We start from the raw sequence: 23,137 nt of genomic DNA on the forward strand, positions 1-23,137 counted from the left end.
TAACGATCATTTACGGACAATATCTTACATTCGGTTATGCTCAAAAGAACCATTCCTTCTATTATAGCGTTGCTATTAATAGTGTTGTTCTTATACACCGGTATTAGCAAACTAATGGAGTACACCGTGTTTAAAGAACAAATAGGCGCCTCCCCTATTTTGCATCCTATTGCACCTTTTATTGCCTGGGCACTACCGCTGGCAGAATTTGCGGTAGCAGTACTACTATTTATACCAGCCTGGCGATTATGGGGATTATATGCGTCCTTTGTATTAATGATAGCTTTCACCGGTTATGTAATTGCAATCGTGAGTTTCAGTAAAGAGCTACCCTGTAGCTGTGGTGGCGTATTACAGGAAATGAGTTGGAACCAGCATATCATCTTTAATATTATAATGACAATACTGGCACTGATAGGCGCCATCCTGGAAAGAAAGCGTCCCAAAGTACAGGACCTAGACAATGCCAAACATCACATTGCCCCCCTGTAAGACCTTTCCGTTTAATACCATCCCCTACTGAAAAATACATGTATGGCGGTGCTGTACAATTGCAGCTCCTTTTTTTAATTTACAATAGATTAATCCCCACCAATAAACCCAGCAGGTATTATATTTAAAACTGCGTAGGTCATACATCTGCCTGCTGTAGGCCATGCTTTAATTGGATCCTCAACAACTATTGATTATGCAAAAAACCACTAACCCATCCCTCAAAATAAGCTCCCTTGGTGAGCCGGTGGTTATCCCCCAAAAGTTGAAACGCTCTATTGCTACCTGGGCAAACGTAGAATACCACCGATACAATTTTGGACATATTCTTACACAAACACTTTTATATAAACTGTTCCGCATTTACATCCTCCGCTTCCGTATGAAACAGGCTGCTTTTGTGCAGTTATACCGCCGCCGGGGAGCCATTTGTATGTTTTGCTGTTTAAATGGTTCCCTGCAGATCATGCTGCCTGAAATACCCGCGCTTTCCATCCAAAAAGATCAATTCGGGTTTGCATATTTGCCGGAGGGTGCCCGTCTTTTACAGCCAGTAGCCGAAACAGAGCTCTTTATCGTTGAACTGGAAGCCCCGATGCTGGAAGAACTGGCAGCCAGCAGGAAAGAATTTAAGGAACTGGTAGACCTGGCAACGGTGAATGATTCTACAGCCAGGATACTTCCCTTATTACCTATGAATCACATGATTCATCATATACTGGAAGACATGCGGCTATGCAAACAATCCAGGGGAAACTTATTAATGGAACTAAAGACGGCCAACCTTCAACTCATAAACCTATACCGGAAAGTACTGAACGAAAACGAAAATTTCAAAAAGCTGCCTACCCAGTCGAACCTGGAAGGTTTACCGGGAGATCAGGCAACAGCCTGATATACCGTATACGGTTAGCTATTTTGTCAAAAAGGATGATATTGACCAAGGTGCCTTCGAGACTAACTTCCAAACTGTTTTTAAGAAGCGTTTACACGACTTTATGAAAGAGGCCTGTATTAAAAAGCTCCTCCCCCCTGCTAATTCCCGTCTACCCTTTATCAAAACAATGCTACCTTTTTTCCCGATCCCTTCCTATTTTGCACCCCATTAAACTTCCGCATGCATGAATAAACTCCTCCCAGGCATTTGCCTGCTATTAGCACCCGTCATCAGCCGTGCTACCGATTACAACCTCACCTCACCGGATAAAAAGATAGCCGTTAAGGTACAGGTCACCAACACCCTGCAATGGTCTGTAACGTATAACAATGAAACCCTGCTGCTGCCCAGCACCATTAGTATGGAGCTGGCCAATGGCCCGGTATTAGGACAAACACCCGTGCTGAAAAAACAGCAGCGCAATACGGTAAATAGCGTGATAGACGCCGTTGTGCCCGTAAAACAAGCACACATACCGGAACAGTATAATGAGCTGCGCCTGAACTTCAAAGGCAATTATACCGTATGTTTCCGCGCCTATAATGATGGTGTGGCTTACCGTTTTGAAACGGCCCTGGGTATGGAGATCACCGTAAAAAATGAGCCGATCCAATACCAGCTGCCGGAAGATGACCGGAGCTGGTGGCCCATTGATGGCCACGTGTCCCCCACCTTCCAGAGCCATTATGAATATGGATTTAAAGATACCAGCATAGCCCGGATCTCCGATAAGCTGTATGCCGGCCTGCCCATTTACCTGAGCACCACCAAAGGCACCAAGGTAATGATCACGGAAGCTGACCTGCACGACTATCCCAACCAGTTCCTGTTCGGTACCAATGGCAATGCGCTGAAAGCACAGTTTCCGCCGGTGATATTGAAAGAAGAGCTACATGGCGACCGAAGCACCAAAATCCTGCAAAATGCTGATTATATTGTAAAAACCAGCGGTACCCGCACCTTTCCCTGGCGCACGCTAATCATTAGCCCGGATGATAAAGGCATGCTGGAAAATGAGCTGGTATACAAGCTCTCCACCCCCAATGCTTTACAAAATACCAGCTGGATAAAGCCCGGCAAAGTATCCTGGGACTGGTGGAATGCCAACAATATTTATAACGTGGACTTCCGCGCCGGCATTAACACCGCTACCTATAAATACTATGTAGATTTTGCCGCTAAATACGGCCTGGAATATATTATACTGGATGAAGGCTGGACCCGCACCACGCTGGACATCCTCCACTCCACCCCGCAGCTGGATATGCCGGAGCTGCTCAGCTATGCCAAAAGCAAGAATGTAGGCATTATACTCTGGGTACTGTGGAACGCTCTGGATGAGCATATGACCGATGCCCTCGACCTGTACGCCTCTTGGGGTGTTAAAGGTATTAAAGTAGACTTTATGCAACGTGGCGACCAATGGATGGTGAACTTTTACGAACGTACCGCACAGGAATGCGCCAAACGGCAAATGCTGGTGGACTTTCACGGCGCCTACAAACCATCTGGCCTGAACCGCAAATACCCTAACGTGATCAACTACGAAGGCGTGAAGGGATTGGAGAACAGTAAAGGCGGTGATGAAATAACACCCGGCCATGATGTAACCCTGCCCTTTACCCGTATGGTGGCTGGCCCGATAGATTATACGCCCGGCGCTATGATCAATGCCAATAAGGATAACTTTCGCCATGTATTCTCTGAGCCCATGAGCCAGGGCACCCGCTGCCACCAGGCTGCTATGTACGTGGTGTATGACGCTCCATTGCAGATGCTGTGCGACAATCCTTCCAACTACCTGAAGGATCCGGAATACACGCAATTCATTGCGCAGGTGCCCACCACCTGGGATACAACCATCGCCCTGCAGGGCAAGGCCGGTGAATATGTAGCCATTGCCCGTAAAAAGGGCGATACCTGGTACATTGGCGCCATGACCAACTGGGATGCCCGCAAACTGGACCTGAACCTCAGTTTCCTGGGCAGCGGCAGCTACCAGCTGGAAGCCGTTCAGGATGGCATAAATGCCGACGAACATGCTGCTGACTACCGGTTCCATAAACAAACCGTAACTTCCGCCGATAAGCTAACCGTGCAAATGAGCAAAGGCGGGGGATGGCTAGGGAAGCTTAAAAAGAGCTGAAAGCGCAAAGCTAAAAGCATAAAGCTGGAGGCTAAACGTTGAACGCGCAAAGCTAAAAGCACCAAACAGAAGCACTGCAGACCATGGGGCAACTTAAACTGCGTGCTACTTCCCGGCTTTATGCTTTATCCTTTCTGCTTTCCGCTAAAAACAAATACATATGTACAAACACCTGATTTATTCCCTGTCCCTGGCCGGCCTGCTGGCTGCCTGTAACCAGGGACAAAAAGAGCCTGGCACAGGCGATAGTAGCAAGGACACTACGCAAAGTGCTGCCTTTCGCCAGTATGAGGATCATTTCATTGAGGCCTTATGGAAAATATCGCCCGACTGGGCTACCAGTGTAGGTTATCACAAATACGACAGTGTGCTGGTGATACCAGATAGCGCCTCCCAGCAACAAGAGCTGGCCTTTTTACAGCAACAACAGGATTCCCTGCAAACCTATGATACCAGTAAGCTAAGCAGCGCGCTGCTGATAGACTATTACCTGATCCGCAACCAGCTGGCGCAGCGTAAATGGGATCTTACAACGGCTAAAACACAGGAATGGGATCCTTCCAACTATAATGTAAGCAACACTTTTGCCACCATACTCAATGAAACCTATGCACCGCTGGATACCCGCCTGCGCAGCTTTTACAGCCGCTTAAACAATGTACCGGCTTACTATGCAGCGGCCAAACAACAGATCAAAGACCCGGTACCGGAGCTTACCAGCCTGGCGCAGGACCAGAACCTGGGCGGGCTTTCCATCTTTGAAAAAGACCTGGCCGATTCCCTGCAAAAAAGCGGTTTGGCTGCTGATGAAAAAAAGCAGCTGTTAGCACGTGCGAAAACGGCAGCTACTGCTATGAAGGATTTTGCCGCCTGGCTGAAAGCCCTGAAAGTGGAGCATCCGCGCAGCTTTCGTTTAGGAAAAGATCTGTACGAGGATAAATTTAAATTCAACATACAATCCATGTACAGCGCTGAGCAGATCTATGATTCTGCCATGGTGCGCAAAGCCTGGGTGCATGGTGAAATGGCCCGCATTAGCCGGCAGCTGTGGCCCAAATATTTTGGCAGCGCCCCTGTGCCAACAGATTCCCTGGTGCTGATAAAACGTATGATAGATACACTTTCTGTACAGCATGCAAAACCGGCGGAATTTCAGCAGTCTATTGAAAAGCAGCTGCCCACGCTTACGGCTTTCATCAAGGAAAAAGATCTGCTGTACATGGACCCCAGCAAACCGCTGAAAGTGCGTAAAGAACCTGGTTACATGGCAGGCGTGGCAGGCGCCTCTATCAGCGCACCCGGCCCCTATGATAAAGGCGGCAACACCTATTATAATGTAGGCAGCCTGGAAGGATGGCCTGCCCCCAAAGCAGAAAGCTTTTTGCGGGAATACAACCAATACATACTACAGATCCTGAACATACATGAAGCCATTCCCGGCCATTACACGCAGCTGGTACACGCCAACAAATCCCCCAGCCTGATCAAATCATTACTGTCTAACGGTGCTATGATAGAAGGATGGGCCGTGTATACCGAACAGATGATGCTGGAAAATGGTTATGGCAACAACGCGCCTGAAATGTGGCTGATGTGGTATAAATGGAACCTGCGTACGGTTTGCAACACCATACTGGATTACAGCGTGCACGTAAAAGACATGAGTAAGGAAGATGCCATACAGCTGCTTACCCGGCAGGCCTTTCAGCAGCAGGCAGAAGCAGAGGGTAAATGGAAACGGGTGAGTGTGACCAGTGTACAGCTGACCAGCTATTATACCGGCTTTAAAGAGATCATTGACCTGCGCCATGCTTACCAGGAAAAACTGGGCAGCAAATTTAACCTGAAGGAGTTTAATGAAAAGTTCCTGAGCTATGGTAATGCTCCGGTGAAGTACATACGCCAGCTGATGCTGGATTAAATCACTGAAACGAATATAAAAAAGGGGAATGCAGCCGTATGGATTGCATTCCCCTTTTTATATACCAGCCTTATCTGTGGCCCTTTACCTTGGTACCGTATTTGTATTATCAGAGGAAACGATGAGTATGAAACGGCATATTTTTTCACTGCTGCTGTTTGCACCGCTTATTATAGCCAGTTGTGCAACGCCGCCTAAACCACCTCGTCCGCCAAGGCCTCCGCATCCACCACGCCCGCCGCATGGTATGATACAACCAGCACCGGTTACTCCTGTTTCTTCGTGGTGGGCTTAGTGCTTTCCTGCAGCATATGTATCACCTGGTTCAGTTTTACCGGGTCGTTCATATAAGGCTCCAGGTCAAACACGGCTATCTTGCGGAAATCTGTAGGTGCGCTTTCGCCCTGTAAGGCGATGTAACCTTCTTTTAACAGCTTTCCATCCTGTTTAATAGCAGGATCATAATTGCTTACCTGACCACCGCCGATCTGGGGCTGCGTATAGGTAAGCACAGTATCGCCTTCTACGATATGTTTGATCACAGAATCGCGGAGCACCAGCGCCGATACGGTTACCCACTGCTCGCCATGATAGGTTTTAGAGGTAGAGGTGATACAGTGATCGGTGATAAGCTTACCATTCATAACAACGTTGGTACCGGGTGTACACAGGTTGCCTGTGCTTCGCGGATCAGTACCATTACCGCCTAACAGCTGCACTTCTAAAGAAATAGGAAAATCCTGGTCCTTACCCATAGTGGCAGCTGCCTGAGAATGTATCATAGCGCCATTATTCCGGATGGCCCATCCCGGCCCGCCGGGCACCTGTTTTTCTACAAAACGGTACTCCATCACCAACAGGTATGCACTGAATTTCTTCTTATAAAAGATATGCCCGAACTGGTCATCGAAATTGCTGTAGCCGTCATAACGCACTTTCAGTAAGCCATTTTCTACCCGGAACGTTTTCCCGAAATTATCGTTCAGCTCATGTTTGGCGATCTTAATATCCCAATCTTTTAAGTCTTTGCCATTAAACAGCTGGATCCATTTACCAGGCAGCTTAGTTGCTTTTTGTTGTGCCTGACAACCGAAACCAAGAAGAATAAAAAGCGCGAGGAAGAGTTTTTGCATAAGTTAGTTAATTACGAATTATCAATTACGATCCCGCGAAAAACGGGGAATACTGTTGAAATAATTACGAGTGATTGAATGCTTCCACTTTCATTGCCTGCCCTGAAAACCAGAGGATAAGCACCCATTAAATGTCATGGATACAACTAATCAATAAGTGGAATTTTCGTTTACAATATACTCATCCCCTCTGGATATTTTTCAAAGGTTAGAGAATAATTATGAAGGGGGTAAGCCGCGTGCTTTCGCGGGCCCGGATCCCGGACCTTTGTCCGGCGTGACACGACCGGTACCGCTTAATCCCACCTGCAACGCCCATCCGCTTGACACAGCTAAACAGGCATCCACACAGGCGGGCGCAGTCCGGGGTTGGGCCTGCAAAGCACAAACTAAAATGACAAACGTAACAGGAATTACATCTCCTGCATCTTGCCCGTATAGGTTGCAATGTACCAGTTGTTACCCCAGGCATCACGAACGGCGCTGCTGCGCTCACCATAAGGCTGATCCACCGGCTCCGCAGTAGCGGTGGCTCCGGCGGCAATGGCCTGTTCATGGGTGGCATCTACATCCGGTACATACAGGTGAAAAGAAGTAGGCATGGACGGATACTCCGGGCGCGCTTCCGCAAACTCCAGGATAGCATCATCAATATAAATATGTGCATGCATCACCCGTCCTTCATCGTCTTTATACACCTGTTCACGGCCGGCGTTAAAGGCTGCTTTGAGGAAGATCACAAACTGCTCAGATTCTTTAACAGACAAATACGTGGTCAGGGCACTGAAACCAGCAGGTTTATAAGTGGACATAAAAGCGGTTTTACTAAAGTTAATGAAACACCGGAAGACGAAGGCAGGCAAAAAGATGAGCGGCTACAGGCATAGTTGACAGGAATATCCGGAGGAAGATGGTTTGCATTTTTTTCTACACTGGGTATGTTTAATTCCACAACAGCGGACCATTTTATCCATACAATTCATTGATATACAATTCTTTAAATTCTCAGTTCTAAAACAGCAAGGTTTTAGCTGTAAGGTATTCATAATCAAAATGTTCTTACCATGAATTCTTATAACACATTACTGAACGGCAATAGCCAGCATGAGGCTCCCAGCGCAGGGCCTTTATACGACCACAGTAACATACTCAATGTAAGCAAGGAAGGACGGATAGCATCTATTGTTGCAGGTTCACTGATTGCCAGCGCCGCTATCGGCAGCATGGGCAAGCACCCCATAAAAAGTTTAGCCCGGTTAGCAGTAGGCGGTTACCTGCTGTACCGCGGTTTATCCGGTAACTGTCCGGTTACTGCAGCCATTGAACAGCGCAGCGCCCGGCATAGCACCGCCATTAATATCCGCAGCTCCATGATCATCAATAAACCCCGGGAAGAAGTATATGCTTTCTGGCGCCAGCTGGGCAACCTGCCCCTGTTTATGCGTCACCTTGAGCAGGTGGATGAAAGAGACAGTACTCATTCCCGCTGGATAGCCCGCGGCCCTGGTGGTGTGGGTACCCTGGAATGGGAAGCGGAAATTGTTAAGGAAGAACCGGGCACTTTACTGGGCTGGCGTTCCATTACAGGATCGCAGGTAGCTACTGCAGGACGTGTAACTTTTGAAGATACCCCTAACGGCGGCACTGCTATGAAGATCATGATCACCTACCGCCCGCCTGCCGGCCATGTAGGTACCGGCCTGGCCTGGCTGCTGAACTCCGCTTTTGAACGTATTGTACAGGAAGATATTCAACGTTTTAAACATTTCATGGAAACCGGTGTGGTGGTAAATGATGAAAAATAACCTTTATGAAACAAGTGGAAGCCGGTAACAGAACAGTTCCGCCGCAGCATACCGGCAGCAAGCATAATACGGAATATGCCATTACATGCCCAACTGTGGAAGCATGTATACAACGCTTTAATATTGCAAAAGAACGATTACTGGAAGTGAACCACTGGCATCAGCTGGGAGGTTCACTTTCTGCTAACTTTACATTAACCGACCGCCAGGGGCGTGTGCTGTATCATAAAGCGGAGGAAGGCGATCATATACGCATAGACCTTCCCGGGCCTGGCAGCAAGAACGGGAACGGATATGACTGGGTAGAGATCGAAAAGATAGAAGACCGCAGCACCCGCTCCGGCAATTGTGCTTACGTGGCCCTTCGTGTAAGGCCTTCCGGTAATCCCAGGCAGCTGCAGGGTAAGGTAGCGCATTTTTATGACCCCGAAGCTACCAGCTCCTTTGTGATCGAACGTGTTGGCAACAGCATTAAAGCCAGTGTATACGGGCGCAATGAAAAACCCAATGAACAACCGGATGATCTTTTAGATAAGGTAAGGAACTGGATGGTAGCTTTAACAGCAGCTGTGGGGTTCTCAAAACCGCAGTGGAAGGCACTTGTAAAGGGTCTGCTAAAGTAATGAAGTATTGCAATAACAAAAGCCCTGACAGGTTAAACCTGCCAGGACTTTTTGCATAAAATATTCTACACCCTGCAAGACCACGGTATGCTAATGGAAAAATTGTTTTGGTATATGACGTGTGTTATTGGGAGGATATAATATTTAACGTGGATGCTCCCTGATCATTCCAGGAGATACACCCGATCTCCCGGAATAACGAAGGAATCATTTAACAGTGCTGCTTGCCATCAGCTATTTTCTACTTCGCTCTTGAAGTCATCGTAAGAGGTTCTGCTTTCGTCTATCAGTCGTAAGATCCGTTCACGTACATCATCTTTTAAACCGGTTACTTCATGCTCAAACACTTTTTTTAACTCAGCCAGATCCTTAGACCCCTTTCCCACTATACGGCCAAACTTATTACGCAAGTTACTGGTCTTATAACGGATCTTTTTCCGGGTTTCTTCTCCGCTGTCTGGAGCTATTAGCAATCCTACCAATACACCTGTGGCTAAACCGGCCAGCGCGCCTGATAAGAATTTTGTAGTGCTCATATGAATTTATTTTAAGGTTTAACGAATAACACCAAATAGATGGTGATCCTGTGCAGATCGTTGTCTGTACAGGATTTTTCAAATATCAGGCCAAGTTAAAAACCTTCTTAGCTCCTGTTCCTCCCTTCATTTAATCGATTGCCTGGTAAGTGAGGATCCTGAATTTGCGCACAAACTCGCCGTAGTAAGCATAGGGCAATACATTGGTATACACCAGCAGGATAAGGTTTTCCTTAGGATCGATCGTGTATTCAGAACAATAAGCACCGCCCCAGGTGAGGGATCCGGGAGAGGCCTGGTCGCCATAATGGGTATCTGCTGTAATGATCTGTAAACCCAGGCCAAACTTGTCATTGCGGTCCCATACCAGGTTATTGCCGATCTGGTTACGGGTCATTAAATCCACAGTTTTGCGGCTTAAAAGACGCACACCGTTGAATGTACCGCCATTTAAGATCAATTGGCACACCTTTGCATAATCCGCAATAGTGCCTACCAATCCTGCTCCGCCCAGGTACAGGGTTTGTACGCCGCTGGTGGCAAATGTTCTGTTGGAAAGATTATCGCTTAGCTTTAAGGCGCTATCCAGCGAAGGCAATGCATACAGCTCCACCAGCCGGTTAGCTTTGGCAGGCGGCAGGTAAAAATAGGAATCCTCCATGCCCAGCGGTTTGAAGATGCGTTGTTGAAAAAAATCAGACAGGCTCATACCGGAAAAGATCTCCACCAGCCGGCCGGCAACATCTATACTCATACCATAAGTAAACTGCGCGCCGGGATCGTGCAGCAGCGGACGGCGGGCTATTTTCTTCACCACGTCTTCCAGCTTGTCATTATTCAAAGAGTTAAGGCCCGGCAACCGTCCGCCAAACAACAGGCTATCCAGCGGATGCTCATAAGGGATACCGGCGGTATGTGATAATAAATTACGTATAGTCGGAGGGGCTACAGCAGGCCGCGTTTCATAGGTGCTCTTTTCCCTGTTATAGCTTACCAGCACTTTTGCATCTTTAAACTCCGGGATGTATTTTGACAGCGGATCATCCAGGAAGAACTTACCTTCCTCATACAACATCATCAGCGCAATGGTAGTGATCAATTTTGTTTGGGAAGCAATGCGAAAAATGGCGTCTTTGTGCAGCAGCTTATGCCGCTCCAGGTTGCTGTAGCCAAATGCCTTATAATGCACGATCTGCCCGTTGCGGGCAATGAAAGTAACCGCATTGGGCGCCAGCCCTTTGCTAACAGTGGCCTGCAAAAAACTATCTATTCTTTTTAAACGGTCTGCGGAGAAACCTGCTGCATGGGCATTGGCAGCTGTTATAAATTTCCGGGGATGGCTTTGCGCAAAGGACAGTAACGTTAGCCACCCGCAGGCGGCTAACAGGAGCAATCGTTTCTTCATCCGTGTAACGTTTAGTATTACACGGAATATACTACTCTTTCAACATTTTATTTATGAGGTTATTGAAATCCTCCTTAAACTGTTCGTAATGTTCGCCGGTACCGGGGCCTGAAAAACCAGTATGCACTTCTTTTACACGGCCCTGCTTATCTACAAAAATAGTAGTCGGAAAACCTTTAATGGCAGTAAGCTGCGGCAGTGTTTTCTCAGTTCTTTGCGGGTCGGAGGTGGTAACGCCGGTAATAAGCACCGGGTACTGCACATCAAAACGTTTCAGGAAACCGGACAATGCTTTTTTGGACTTTTCAAAATCCGTAGTACGCTCATAGGCCAGGCCTATTACCTCTACCCCGCGTTGTTTATTTTCCTCATACCATTTGGAAAGAAAACCTGTTTCGTCCATACAGTTAGGACACCAGGAGCCCATGATGGTAATAACCACCACTTTGTTCTTAAAGCGGGCATCGTTAATGCTTACGGGTTTGCTATTGAGATCGGGAAAAGAAAAATTCAGTTTTGACTGCCCGGGCTTTACAGTTGCCAGCTTAGTTTCGTCCGGCAGGGCTGCTGCAGCGTCTTTACGGGCGGACCAGGTTTCTTTGCCGCTGCCAATGCCTGCGTAAAACACGCCCTGCTCCAGGGTATTTTGATCTGTAAGACGGGCAGTGAAATAATAGGCATGGGAACCATCAAAGGTGGAGAGCTTTAAGGTATCCCCATCCAGGATGCCTTCCAGGAAACGGTAATCGCCGGTAGGCGTTAAGAAGGTGCCGGTCACTTTATTGCCATCCTGCTTAAACTCCCCTACTGCAAAGGAGCTGTCGCTTTTACCGGGTACCAGGAAATTAGTGGCCCAACGCCCGCTTACATTGCCTTTGGCCGGCTGATGCTGGGTAAAGCGCTCTTTTACGCCGGGAATGGCGGTAAAGGGAATGCTTACGTCCTGGTTGGCCAGGTGACGGATCCACCGTCCTTTTAGTTCTCCGTTTGGCTGGTGGGCGGCCCGGAACTCAGAATCGAAAAACGGCATTTGGATAATGATAGAATCCTGCTGTACCTGGATATCATCTACGAGTAAACGATCGCCGGCATTAAGCACATACAGCACCTTGCGGCCGTCTTTTTCGGCTGCTTCCACGTTAAATACAATGTCGGCCCCATCGGCCCGGTGCAGGCGTGCCTGCCAGGTACCGTCAGCAAAAGACTGCTGTGCGTGAGCGGATAATACAGTGACCAGGGTGCAGCATAGGCAAGCGAAGAAGGATGGTAACTTTATCATAGCCAGTTATTCTATCAAATTAGTAGACAAATGTAAGAAAATGTGCGGATTTTCAGATATAGATATGGTGAATGGACTGGTAAAGAGATGTGCGGATATGCAGATGTGCAGATGGAATGGGAATGTTATTACCCCCTTGCTCCAAACAGTAAACTCCCGATGCGCACCAAAGTGCTGCCAGCCTGCAGGGCCAGCAGGTAATCACCGCTCATGCCGATGGATAGTTCCCGGAAATAATCCTGGTCCGGGAAGTATTGTTCTTTTATGCGGGTGTGTAATTCTTTCAGCTGCTGAAATTCTTTGAGGATCTGGGCTTCATTATCCGTGTTGGTGGCCATGCCCATCAGGCCGGTTATGCGGATATTGGGTAATGCCTGCTGCTGCCATTGTTGTAACAGGGCTTCCAGCTCTGCGGCATCCAGCCCGAACTTGGTTTCTTCTTCCGCAATGTGCATCTGTAATAAACAATCAATACTGCGGTTATTTTTAGCGGCCTGTTTACTGATCTCCTGCAGCAGTTTAAAACTATCCACTGCATGGATCATACTTACAAAAGGCGCAATGTATTTCACCTTGTTGCTTTGCAGGTGACCAATGAAATGCCATTCTATGTCTGAGGGAAGCTCCGGCTGCTTTTGCACCAGCTCCTGTACGTAATTCTCACCAAAGGCACGCTGACCGGCATTGTACAGCGCCTGGATATCTGCTACGGGCTTGATCTTTGAAACGGCTACCAGCCGGGCACCATATGGCTGCAAAGTGGCCTGCACCTGTTGATAAGCGGGTAAATTGATGGACATGGGTGCAAAGGTAAAAAAAAAGTCCATGGTCCATGGTCGATGGTCCATAGCCTGGTGCGTGGAAGTCCATAGTCCATGGTCGATGGTCCATGGCCTGGTGCGTGAAAAAATGATGGTTCGTGGAAAAGTAAAAGAGCATGGCTCATAGCGCATGCTCTTTTACATATAGTTGCAGTACTGAAAAAACGTACTATGCAATGAACCATCGACTACGCATTCAATATCGATCTGCTGATCACGATCCGCTGCACTTCGGAAGTACCTTCATAGATCTGGGTGATCTTGGCATCGCGCATCAGGCGCTCCACATGGTATTCCTTTACATACCCGTAGCCGCCGTGCACCTGCACTGCTTCGGTGGTTACCCACATAGCGGTTTCAGAAGCAAATACCTTGGCCATGGAAGCGCTGAGCGTGTAGTCCTGATGGTTATCTTTTTGCCAGGCGGCCTTCAGGCATAACAGGCGGGCCGCTTCTATCTGGGTGGCCATATCTGCCAGCTTAAACTGGATGGCCTGGTGCTGGGAAATCTCTTTCCCGAAAGCTTTTCTTTCCCTGGAATATTTTAAGGCCAGCTCAAATGCGCCGCTGGCAATGCCCAATGCCTGGGATGCAATACCAATGCGGCCGCCGGACAGCGTTTTCATGGCAAACTTAAACCCAAAACCATCTTCGCCAATACGGTTTTCCTTGGGCACCTTTACATCCTGGAACATAATGCTGTGCGTATCGCTACCGCGGATCCCCAGCTTATTCTCTTTAGCGCCGATGGTTACCCCGGGCCAGCTTTTTTCTACGATCAGCACATTAATGCCTTTGCTGCCTTTTTCAGGATGGGTTTGGGCTATAACCAGGTAGGTACTGGCGGAGTTACCATTCGTGATCCAGTTCTTGGTACCGTTCAGCAGATAGTGGTCGCCCTTATCTTCTGCAGTAGTGCGCTGGGAAGTAGCGTCGGAACCGGCTTCCGGCTCACTCAGTAAAAAAGCGCCTATTACTTCGCCTTTAGCCAGTGGTACCAGGTATTTTTGTTTTTGTTCTTCATTGGCGAAAGTTTCCAGTCCCCAGCATACCAGGGAGTTGTTTACACTCATACAAACAGAAGTGGATGCATCTATCTTGGAGATCTCTTCCATTGCCAGCACATAAGAAATGGTATCCAGGCCGGCCCCCCCGTATTTGGGGTCTATCATCATGCCTAAAAATCCCAGCTCTCCCAGCTTTTTAATCTGTTCGGCCGGGAATTTCTGTTTTTCGTCGCGCTCTATTACCCCTGGTAACAGCTCGTTCACGGCAAAATCCCGGGCGGCCTTTTGTATCATTAAATGCTCTTCTGTTAATTCGTAATTCATAAGTAATGCGTGGTTTTGATGTATGTAATATGCTCATGGAAGGGATGCCTTTTTTGGTACATCTATCCCATCAGGGCTAATTAGCAAATATACTGATGTATGCCCTTCGCCCGCTCATCTGCAAAGAATTCAATGTTATCCATTATTCATCCGCAAACGTTGAAGAAATTCTTATAAGCATGCATTCTTATTGGAATTGGTTCAGTTTTTCAGCCTGCTTGCTATAAAGTATAACAAATAATTGATAATCGTGATCGGTTAAAAACCTGTAGATTGCCGCATATGAAGAACATCAAGATCATTGAGGTTAAATCGGAAATAGGTGCTGGTACACGTGGCGCCAGCCTGGGAATAGATGCTATCAAGATTGCGGCACTGGACTTCATGAGCAATTTCTTTGTACACTTTCCGTCCGAAATAATAGAAACTGAGAACAAGCTGTTATTTGAGCCGATAGAGTCCCCCTTTGCCAAAAGGATCAAAGGGATCTACAACATGTATGAGCGCATCAGCAAAAGCGTGTTTGATACGGTAAAATCCAACTGGTTCCCGGTAGTATTATCCGGCGACCATAGCACAGCCGGCGCCACCATTGCAGGCCTTAAAATGGCTCATCCCAAAGCCAAGCTGGGGGTAATATGGATCGATGCCCATGCCGACCTGCATACCCCCTACACTACCCCTTCCGGCAACATGCACGGGATGCCCCTGGCTGCCTCCATTGCGGAAGACAACCTGGAATTTAAAGCCCATGAGCTGGACGACAACACCGCCAAAATGTGGAATGCCCTTAAGAATATTGGTAAAATATCGCCCAAGGTAATGCCGGAAGATATTGTGTTCATTTCCCTGCGGGATTATGAAAAGGAAGAAGACCACCTGATCAAAAAATACGGTATGAAGGTGATCACTACCAGCGAGGTAAGGCGCAAAGGCCCGGAGAACATTTCCCGCTCTGTATTCCGCTACCTGAGCGATTGTGATTACATCTACATTTCTTTTGACGTTGACAGCCTGGATGCTTCTATTTCCAAGGGCACGGGCACCCCGGTGAGCAACGGCCTGCGGGAAAGGGAAGCCGAAGATCTGATCGCCAAATTTATGCAGCACCGCAAGATCTGCTGTTTTGAAATAACGGAAGTGAACCCCACCCTGGACCGTGAGAACCTGATGGCGGAGATTGCATTTAATATACTTCAGCGGAGTGTGAATGTGCTGATGGTTAATTAATTATTCGGGTATCCTGAAATACGCAACCAGCCAGCCTACCACCTCACTGTAGCTGTAAATGCCTTTTTCCTGTTTGTTGGCTTTCAGGTACTGATCATACAAGAGCTGGGAATAATCGTCCAGCGGACCGCGGAAGGAGCGGTAAAAATCAACTACATATTTATAATCTGCCTTTATGCCGGGTACGGCGCGGCTCCATACCTGGCGGGCCAGTGCAGTATCGCGCCGGGCCAGCTGGCCGGTGCTGTACAGGAACATTTCCAGGTTGGCGGCATAACGGAAACGTATATCCGGTGAATGGTCAGCTACCAGGTAACCTACAAAATTGGCAGTTTCCTCCGGCGCATAGCCCAGCTGGTGGGCTATTTCATGGCAGGTGGTAAAAGGCTGGGTAAACCCGGGTGTGGTGGTATTCACCTGCGCCTCGTTGGTAAAGGGATTTAAATAACCCGTTACGCCCATATAATTAAGCCAATGGCTGTAAATTGGCTTTTTTATGGAAGGACGCTTATACTGCAGCAACGGCCATTTTACAGCGGCCTGTTCATACGCCAGGGTTGCACGCTGGAACAGCCGGGCGCTGTCGGGGTCAGGAGCGGCAATACCGCTGGTATCGCCCAAAGCGGCCTTTTGCTGGTTCACCTGCTGTAATAATGTATCGGCCAGCTTATATAACTGGTTGGTATTGTAGGGTTTTACCTGCATGTGCAGCCCCATATCTGCGGCCAGCGAGTGCCGGCGATAGTTGTAACCCCATAGCAGCAGGAAGGCGAAATATACGCCCAGTATGAATCCCAGGGCGTTCAGCAATAGCAGGCCGGCGTGCTGCCAGCGGCCACGGAAGATATTATAACATAATTTTAACAAAAAAATGACCCCACCTATAACCCAGCCTGTATATATTAGATCGCCAACACTAAAAGGTATTGATCCTATGAGCCGTCTGAAGAATGTACTGATCCAAACATATAACCTATGAAAGTAGAATGAAGTAAAACCAGTACTGGTCGAGAACAGCAGCTTAAATAACAAAAGGCAGAATACGGTCATACCTATACGCGTAACCGATCTTTTAATCGCAGCTTTTATTTCCATAATAACCTATAACCGAAAAATGAAGGCAGATGCACTTTTTCTAAACGAACTGTCTATACAACTATCTGCAAAACTGGCGGTGAAAATACAGATTAATCACGCAGAAAGGATCAATGGCGGAGATATTAATGAAACCTACCGCCTGGATACCAATGAAGGCAACTGGTTCCTGAAAATTAACGATGGCCGCCGCTATCCTGATATGTTTGCCAAAGAGTACAGCGGGCTGGATACCCTGCGCAAAACCAATACTTTTACGCTGCCGGAACCGCTATGCTACGGCAATATTCACAGCCGTGGCTTCCTGGTGACCAGCTTTATGAAAAAGGGCGGGGTTACCCACGATTTCTGGGAGCAGTTCGCAGGCTCCCTCTGCAAGCTGCATCGCAATACACAATCCTACTTCGGATTTCCTGAATCCAACTACATAGGTACGCTTAAACAGTTTAACACACCGTACACTACCTGGCCGGTGTTCTATGCCTTTAACCGCCTGATGCCCCTGGTAAAACAGGCCTACGACCGTTGTGTGCTGGAAAAGGCTACGGTTAAGCAGCTGGAGAAGCTCTGTAAACGACTGCCTGCTATTTTCCCCGAAGAGCCGCCTGCCCTGCTGCATGGCGATCTGTGGTCCGGCAATTTTATGGTAGGCCCGGATGGCAAAGCCTGTATCTATGACCCGGCCGTGTATTACGGCCACCGGGAAATGGACCTGGCCATGACCCGCCTGTTCGGTGGTTTTGATACCCGCTTTTATTATGCCTACGAACACATTTATCCCCTGGCCAATGGCTGGCAGCAACGTATAGGCATTTGCCAGCTGTATCCCATGCTGGTACATGCGCTGTTATTTGGCGGCAACTATGTGGATAGTATTAAAGGGGTGCTGAAAGAGTGGGAGTGAATAGTCCATGGTCAATGGTCCATAGTCCATAGCATTGTACCATGAGGACATAGTGCGAGCATCAGACATAAGGTTTGGCAGAAAGTTTAAGGATTATCAAAGCGCAGCAGGCCATGGACCATCGACTATGGACCATGGGCCCCAAACTACCTCCTCACCCCATGCTCTTTAATAAACAGCAGCATTTTTACAAACTCATCTTCAATGATCGGGAAGTATTTGTTCATGTCGGCAGAGATGTCGGCATAAAGGGTTTCTATTTTTTCGAGTGTATTGTCGGGATCTTCGCGGAGGGCATCTTCCATCTCCTGGATCTTATCTGTTAGCCAGGTAAGGCCTACCATGGCAAAGTTGGGTTTTAGCTTATGTACCTGGTTCTTCAGGCTTTCCAGGTCTTTTTCATGCACATAGTTTTCCAGCTTACGTACTTCCGTACGGATGGTTTTGATAAAGATCTCAAACAGGTCTGCTGCGTAAGCAATGTTGTTTTCATACAAAGTACGCAGGTACCTCGCATTCAGCTCCTGGTGGAACTCGTAACCATTAATGTGCAGTTCTTCTGCTTCCTCCATTATTAAGGCAGTTTCTTCTTCGTTCAGGTATTTGTTGAGTATTTGTAATAACTGATCCGGCGTATAAGGCTTTGTCAGGATATCTGTTATTCCAATAGTACGGGCCATGGTGGCGGTGCTTTCCATAGTTACTGCGGTGGTAGCTACAATAGGAGTGGCTACATTTGGCAGCTTTTCGTCGGCGCGTATCCGTTTGGTCAGCTCAAATCCATCCATACCGGGTATGCGGATGTCCATCAGGATCAGGTCATATTGCCGGTTGTCCAGGAAATAAATAGCGTCGGGAGCATTGGTGGCCAGCTGGCAATGGATATGGTATTTTTCCAGCAGGCTAATGATGTAACGGAGGTTCATAGGATTATCCTCAATGACCAGCAACCTGGCCCCCCCGAAATCAATATGCCTGCGCCGCGGGCCGTACCGCACGCCGGATATTGCCGGTTTATTGGTGTCAATGAACGGAAGGTTGAATGAGAAACAGGTACTGTAGCCGGGATGTTCTTCTACCAGTATATTGCCGCCCTGCCTTTCTACCAGCTGTTTTGCAATGGCCAGCCCTAAACCGGTACCACCGTAAATTTCACGGATCTCTTTTTCTGCCTGCTTATAATTCTGAAAAACCAGCTCCAGTTTGTCCTTCCGGATGCCGATGCCGGTATCACAAACCCGGAACCGCACCCATAATTTATTGTCCTGCCAGCTTTCCAGCGTGGCGGTTAGTATTATTTCCCCTTCTTTTGTAAACTTATCTGCATTCCCCAACAAATTCATTAAGATCTGGTTCAGCAGGAGGTCGTCTCCTACCAGCAGGTGTTGTAGCTGGGCATCTACCGTGGCTGATATCTTAACCGGCCGCTGACCAATTTTCAGCTCAAAGGTATGCTTTAATGACTGGATTAGCTCACCCAGGTTAAATTCCCGCTGGTTCACCTGCAGCTCCCCTGCTTCTATACGGGAAATGTCCAGTATATCGGTTATAAGGCCCAGCAGGATCCCGGAGGAATGCTTAAGCGTTTTTACATATTCCAGCTGCCGCAGGTCCAGGTGGGTTTCTTCCAGCAGGTGGGCCATGCCAATGATCACATTCAGGGGGGTGCGTATTTCATGGCTCATATTGGCCAGGAACTCTTTCTGGTATTTCTGGGCTTCTTCCGCATCCTGCCGGGCCCGTTCCAGCTCCCGCTGCATAAGGCGGCGCCGGGTTACATCCACAATTTGCCACATGCTGCCTTTATACTGGCCATTTTCTGCCAGGGGCAGGTAGCTGATCTCTATGGCGCGCCCGTCTATAAAGGTCACCGGCCAGCCATAATAGGGTTTCTGGCGCAGGCGCAGCTCCTTCATTTTCTCTTCAAACCCCTCGGGGTCAATAATATATGGGCGGAAAAAGCTGATAATTTCCTGGTAGGATTTATGCAGGATAGATTCGCCTGCGGGCCCAATATCAAACGAACTGATCACAACAGGATTGACCCAGATCAGGTAATTTTGCGCATTGGTGATCAATACCCCGGCGCTGGTATTATGCAGAAATTCTGAGATGGGTAGGGAAAAGATAGCCTGTTCCTCCGAATTTGGCATATTGGCGGTTACAAAAGGTGTATTTCGGTGTCCCAGTCTAACTTTGGCCTTCATGGTTCATTTTTCACGGGATAGAGTATACAGGAAAATGTTTTCACAGACAGCAGCACAGGCTCGACGCATTGATAATCAACAAATTTAGGAAATTTTTACATTTACAATAATTTTGCTACCTTTGCATCCCTCTAAAAGTGGAGGACTGTTTTATAGGAAACGAGCCCTAGTTCTTTTCTTAAAAGTAAATAACTTTGCGCACGTTCCATCTGACTTTGACATCAAATTTTAATCAGATGAAATCACTCCGTGAATTTGATATAGCCTTTGTAGGACTGAAACCCGGAGTGCATGCCTTTCAGTACCAAATTACGGATAGTTTTTTTGAAAATTACGGTCCGCAGGATTTTAGTAACTGCAATGCAACGGTAAAGCTGCAATTTGATAAAAAAAGCAGCTTTTTCATGCTAAAATTCGAAATAGGCGGCACAATAACGGTAATTTGTGACAGATGCGGGGCACCGTTTGAATTACAGCTTTGGGATGATTTTGACCAGGTGGTGAAGCTGGTAGAGAACCCGGACGAATTGGAAAGCGATGAAGATCCGGATGTGACCTACATCTCAAAAACAGAATCGCACTTTAGTGTGGCTGATCTGATCTATGAGTTCATTAACCTCAGCATTCCCATGCAGCGCATCCATCCGGATGATGCCAGCGGGAAAAGCGGTTGTGATCCAAAGGTGCTGGATATGCTGAATAAAATGAACCAGCCGGAAGGGGATGATAAGAATCCCATCTGGAAAGACCTGGACAAGTTCCGGGAGAACTGAGGATGATCTTAGATTTACGATTTTAGATTTTAGATTTAAATCGGATCGTAAGTCAAGGAAAATAAAATATACGATTTTAGATTGATCGGAATAGTAGATCTGGATCGTAAAATCTAAACTCTGAAATCTTAAATTGATATACAATGCCAAATCCTAAACGCAGACACTCTCAGCAAAGATCAGCTAAGAGAAGAACGCATTACAAGGCTGTTGCGGATACTTTAAGCACTGATAGCGCAACCGGAGAAGTGCACCTGAGACATCGTGCTCATTGGGTAGAAGACAAATTATACTACAAAGGAAAGGTAGTGCTGGAGAAACAGAACAGCGCTAAATAATTTTACTTTCGTACCAGCGGGTATTAAGTTAATTACGAATTGTCAATTACGAATTACGAATTGGGATTACGCGGATGATTATCTTCGTTGTATTTTGATTCGTAATTTGTAATGCAATAATTCGTAATTTTTGTGTATTCTACCTTAAGACAAACTAACGTTACAATGCGAATTGGGCTTGATATGATGGGAGGCGACTATGCCCCCCAGGAAGCAGTAAAAGGAGTAAAATTATTTTTAGAAACTGTTGCCACCAAAGCGCACCTGGTACTCTTAGGGGATGAACAAGCCATCGCTCCCCTGCTTGCAGCAGCGCAGATCCCTGCATCAGACTATACTATCGTACATGCCCCGCAGGTAATTGGCATGCATGAGCACCCTACCAAAGCACTCAAAGAAAAGCAACAATCCTCTATTGCCATCGGATTTCACCTTTTACAGAACGGGAAAATAGATGCCTTCATCAGCGCAGGCAATACCGGCGCCATGATGGTGGGTACCTTTTATTCCATTAAATCCATAGAAGGCGTACAAAGGCCTACCATCAGCACCCCCGTTCCCCGGGAAGACGGTTCTTTTGGTTTGCTGCTGGATGTGGGCATTAATTCGGACTGTAAACCGGAAAACCTGGTACAATTTGCCATACTGGGCTCCCTGTATGCCAAGCATATCCTGAAAAGGGATAACCCTACTGTGGGTTTACTGAACATCGGGGAAGAGGAAGGCAAGGGGAACCTGCTGGCACAGGCCACCTATCCCCTGCTGAAAGAACATCCGCAGCTGAACTTTACCGGCAATATAGAAGGCCGCCATATTTTCAGCAACAAGGCAGATGTGATCGTATGTGAAGGATTTACCGGCAATGTAGTGCTGAAAATGGCAGAATCGTTCCATGAGATCGCGGTAAAACGCAACATCAGGGATGAATACCTGGACCGTTTTAATTTTGAGACCTATGGCGGTACCCCGGTACTGGGTGTATCCCAGCCGGTGATCATTGGCCACGGCATTTCAGAAGCAGCAGCCTTTAAGAACATGATCACACTGGCGCAGCAGATGATAGAGAGCAAGCTGCTGGAAAAGATCAAAGAAAGCTTTAACGGAAAGCAGAGCTAACCACTCCCTGCTAACGGCAAATAAGAAAAGAGCGTATATCCGTATGGGTACACGCTCTTTTTTATTGGGCCGCAACGCAATAGCGATTATTTGAACAAAAGCCTTGTTTAACAGACTGTTAATGCGCCGGCACCGCTTTTTGCACGCCCTTCTGCAGCTTGTGGTATTGCAGGTAAGACACGGCCAGTATGCCCAGGAACACCAGGGGCATAACACGGTTGGCCACCGGATCACCGGCTGCGGTATGCGCCATGAAGGCGGCAATAAAGGTGAAGGTGAACCCGGCATAGGTCCACTCCTTAATGCGGGGGCCTACAGGCGCCAGCAGTAAAATGGCCCCTATGAGCTTGGCAATGGCCAGCTCTACCCGGAAATGGTCCGGGTAGCCCAGGTGGTGGAAAGCTTCTGTAAGGGCCGGCTGTGTAAAATAAGAATAGGCTGAGAAGGCCATCATTAACGCTACAATTGCAGTGGTTATCCAGTAAATGATCTTTGTTGCTTTCATATTTCAGTAGATTTTCTGTTCCATTAGTTTAAGAATGCAAAACTAGGTACATTTGCTAACCATTTATTAGTACTATACGATAGGTTAGTAGTAACCTTTTGGTTAGTTAAAACTGCGAGATATGCCATATGATACTTTAGAGGAACAGCCCTTCACTGAAACCGTAACACCAGCAGCATGCAGCAATCACCTGCGGGCCGTGGGCGATGCGCTATACGTGATCGGCGGGAAATGGAAACTGCGCGTTATTATTGCCCTGGGGCATGGCCATAAACGTTTTAATGAGCTGCAACGCGCCATTGAGGGCATTTCTGCCCGGGTGCTTTCCAATGAGCTGAAAGAGCTGGAGCTGAACGGGTTTATAACGCGTACCGTGCATACGCAAACACCGGTGGTGGTGGAATACACGCTTACTCCCTACAGCGCTACATTGAAGAACGTGATGGGCGCGCTGGCGGAATGGGGCTACATGCACCGGGAAAAGATCATTAACGGGAAATGATCCGCGTATAATTAATGCTCAACAATATGCTTTGCCAT

At 47.6% G+C, this 23,137-nt stretch carries 22 protein-coding genes; 12 read left to right on the forward strand and 10 right to left on the reverse strand.

The window, feature by feature from the left end; translation table 11 throughout:
• Positions 1–36: 36 nt before the first annotated feature.
• From BMZ54_RS18120 to BMZ54_RS18135, 4 genes are all read left to right on the forward strand, one after another.
• Entirely contained in the window at positions 37–492 is a 456-nt protein-coding gene (locus BMZ54_RS18120; protein ID WP_143081057.1) for a MauE/DoxX family redox-associated membrane protein, read from the forward strand.
• 196 nt (positions 493–688) lie between these two features.
• Complete coding sequence (locus BMZ54_RS18125) at positions 689–1,387, forward strand: hypothetical protein (protein ID WP_089914979.1); 699 nt, start codon at positions 689–691, stop codon at positions 1,385–1,387.
• A gap of 226 nt (positions 1,388–1,613) precedes the next feature.
• Complete coding sequence (locus tag BMZ54_RS18130) at positions 1,614–3,575, forward strand: glycoside hydrolase family 97 protein (protein WP_089914982.1); 1,962 nt, start codon at positions 1,614–1,616, stop codon at positions 3,573–3,575.
• Between the two features lie 160 nt (positions 3,576–3,735).
• Positions 3,736–5,496 carry a DUF885 domain-containing protein gene (locus tag BMZ54_RS18135; protein WP_089914984.1) on the forward strand — a complete coding sequence of 587 codons (1,761 nt, stop codon included), beginning with the start codon at positions 3,736–3,738 and terminating at the stop codon, positions 5,494–5,496.
• 266 nt (positions 5,497–5,762) lie between these two features.
• Here the strand turns inward: BMZ54_RS18135 and BMZ54_RS18140 are convergent, their stop codons facing one another.
• Together BMZ54_RS18140 and BMZ54_RS18145 are read right to left on the reverse strand one after the other, a co-directional pair.
• A complete protein-coding gene (locus BMZ54_RS18140; RefSeq protein ID WP_089914986.1) occupies positions 5,763–6,629 on the reverse strand; it encodes a 3-keto-disaccharide hydrolase in 867 nt (288 codons plus the stop codon).
• A gap of 413 nt (positions 6,630–7,042) precedes the next feature.
• On the reverse strand, positions 7,043–7,441 hold the full coding sequence (locus tag BMZ54_RS18145) for a VOC family protein (RefSeq protein WP_089914990.1): 399 nt from the start codon (positions 7,439–7,441) through the stop codon (positions 7,043–7,045).
• A 252-nt stretch (positions 7,442–7,693) separates the two neighbouring features.
• Here BMZ54_RS18145 and BMZ54_RS18150 point away from each other — a divergent pair, with 252 nt between their 5' ends.
• Both BMZ54_RS18150 and BMZ54_RS18155 read left to right on the forward strand, forming a co-directional pair.
• Positions 7,694–8,434, forward strand: coding sequence for an SRPBCC family protein (locus tag BMZ54_RS18150; RefSeq protein WP_089914993.1), 741 nt, complete (start codon positions 7,694–7,696; stop codon positions 8,432–8,434).
• 5 nt (positions 8,435–8,439) lie between these two features.
• A complete protein-coding gene (locus tag BMZ54_RS18155) occupies positions 8,440–9,057 on the forward strand; it encodes a hypothetical protein (protein ID WP_089914996.1) in 618 nt (205 codons plus the stop codon).
• Between the two features lie 230 nt (positions 9,058–9,287).
• On the opposite strand, the gene BMZ54_RS18160 is transcribed toward BMZ54_RS18155, so the two are convergent.
• From BMZ54_RS18160 to BMZ54_RS18180, 5 genes are all read right to left on the reverse strand, one after another.
• Entirely contained in the window at positions 9,288–9,593 is a 306-nt protein-coding gene (locus BMZ54_RS18160) for a YtxH domain-containing protein (protein ID WP_089914999.1), read from the reverse strand.
• A 130-nt stretch (positions 9,594–9,723) separates the two neighbouring features.
• Positions 9,724–10,998 carry a serine hydrolase domain-containing protein gene (locus tag BMZ54_RS18165; RefSeq protein WP_089915002.1) on the reverse strand — a complete coding sequence of 425 codons (1,275 nt, stop codon included), beginning with the start codon at positions 10,996–10,998 and terminating at the stop codon, positions 9,724–9,726.
• A 31-nt stretch (positions 10,999–11,029) separates the two neighbouring features.
• The gene (locus BMZ54_RS18170) at positions 11,030–12,277 is read right to left on the reverse strand and encodes a TlpA disulfide reductase family protein (RefSeq protein ID WP_089915005.1); all 1,248 of its coding nucleotides are present in this window, start codon (positions 12,275–12,277) and stop codon (positions 11,030–11,032) included.
• Between the two features lie 128 nt (positions 12,278–12,405).
• Positions 12,406–13,125: a YggS family pyridoxal phosphate-dependent enzyme gene (locus BMZ54_RS18175; RefSeq protein ID WP_238386611.1), complete on the reverse strand. Its 720-nt coding sequence runs from the start codon at positions 13,123–13,125 to the stop codon at positions 12,406–12,408.
• Positions 13,126–13,286: 161 nt separating this feature from the next.
• Positions 13,287–14,429 carry an acyl-CoA dehydrogenase gene (locus BMZ54_RS18180; protein WP_089915008.1) on the reverse strand — a complete coding sequence of 381 codons (1,143 nt, stop codon included), beginning with the start codon at positions 14,427–14,429 and terminating at the stop codon, positions 13,287–13,289.
• Between the two features lie 282 nt (positions 14,430–14,711).
• Here BMZ54_RS18180 and BMZ54_RS18185 point away from each other — a divergent pair, with 282 nt between their 5' ends.
• The gene (locus tag BMZ54_RS18185; RefSeq protein ID WP_089915012.1) at positions 14,712–15,659 is read left to right on the forward strand and encodes an arginase; all 948 of its coding nucleotides are present in this window, start codon (positions 14,712–14,714) and stop codon (positions 15,657–15,659) included.
• Here BMZ54_RS18185 and BMZ54_RS18190 read toward each other — a convergent pair whose 3' ends face one another.
• The gene (locus tag BMZ54_RS18190) at positions 15,660–16,754 is read right to left on the reverse strand and encodes a DUF3810 domain-containing protein (RefSeq protein ID WP_089915016.1); all 1,095 of its coding nucleotides are present in this window, start codon (positions 16,752–16,754) and stop codon (positions 15,660–15,662) included. It abuts the gene before it with no gap.
• 19 nt (positions 16,755–16,773) lie between these two features.
• On the opposite strand from BMZ54_RS18190, the gene BMZ54_RS18195 reads away from it, so the two are divergent.
• Entirely contained in the window at positions 16,774–17,658 is an 885-nt protein-coding gene (locus BMZ54_RS18195) for a fructosamine kinase family protein (RefSeq protein ID WP_089915019.1), read from the forward strand.
• Positions 17,659–17,804: 146 nt separating this feature from the next.
• On the opposite strand, the gene BMZ54_RS18200 is transcribed toward BMZ54_RS18195, so the two are convergent.
• A complete protein-coding gene (locus BMZ54_RS18200; RefSeq protein ID WP_089915022.1) occupies positions 17,805–19,865 on the reverse strand; it encodes a response regulator in 2,061 nt (686 codons plus the stop codon).
• A gap of 236 nt (positions 19,866–20,101) precedes the next feature.
• Between BMZ54_RS18200 and BMZ54_RS18205 the strand changes: the two genes are divergently transcribed.
• The 3 genes from BMZ54_RS18205 to plsX all read left to right on the forward strand — a co-directional run bounded on the left by BMZ54_RS18205 (position 20,102) and on the right by plsX (position 22,092).
• Positions 20,102–20,638 carry a YceD family protein gene (locus BMZ54_RS18205; RefSeq protein ID WP_089915025.1) on the forward strand — a complete coding sequence of 179 codons (537 nt, stop codon included), beginning with the start codon at positions 20,102–20,104 and terminating at the stop codon, positions 20,636–20,638.
• A gap of 143 nt (positions 20,639–20,781) precedes the next feature.
• Positions 20,782–20,976, forward strand: coding sequence for a 50S ribosomal protein L32 (rpmF, locus tag BMZ54_RS18210; protein WP_089915028.1), 195 nt, complete (start codon positions 20,782–20,784; stop codon positions 20,974–20,976).
• A gap of 165 nt (positions 20,977–21,141) precedes the next feature.
• The gene (plsX, locus tag BMZ54_RS18215) at positions 21,142–22,092 is read left to right on the forward strand and encodes a phosphate acyltransferase PlsX (RefSeq protein ID WP_089915031.1); all 951 of its coding nucleotides are present in this window, start codon (positions 21,142–21,144) and stop codon (positions 22,090–22,092) included.
• Positions 22,093–22,210: 118 nt separating this feature from the next.
• Here the strand turns inward: plsX and BMZ54_RS18220 are convergent, their stop codons facing one another.
• Complete coding sequence (locus BMZ54_RS18220) at positions 22,211–22,597, reverse strand: DoxX family protein (RefSeq protein ID WP_089915034.1); 387 nt, start codon at positions 22,595–22,597, stop codon at positions 22,211–22,213.
• 121 nt (positions 22,598–22,718) lie between these two features.
• Here BMZ54_RS18220 and BMZ54_RS18225 point away from each other — a divergent pair, with 121 nt between their 5' ends.
• Positions 22,719–23,099, forward strand: a complete 381-nt coding sequence (locus BMZ54_RS18225) for a winged helix-turn-helix transcriptional regulator (RefSeq protein ID WP_089915037.1) — start codon at positions 22,719–22,721, stop codon at positions 23,097–23,099.
• Positions 23,100–23,137: the final 38 nt, after the last annotated feature.

Source organism: Chitinophaga rupis, assembly GCF_900109685.1.
Taxonomy (GTDB): domain Bacteria; phylum Bacteroidota; class Bacteroidia; order Chitinophagales; family Chitinophagaceae; genus Chitinophaga; species Chitinophaga rupis.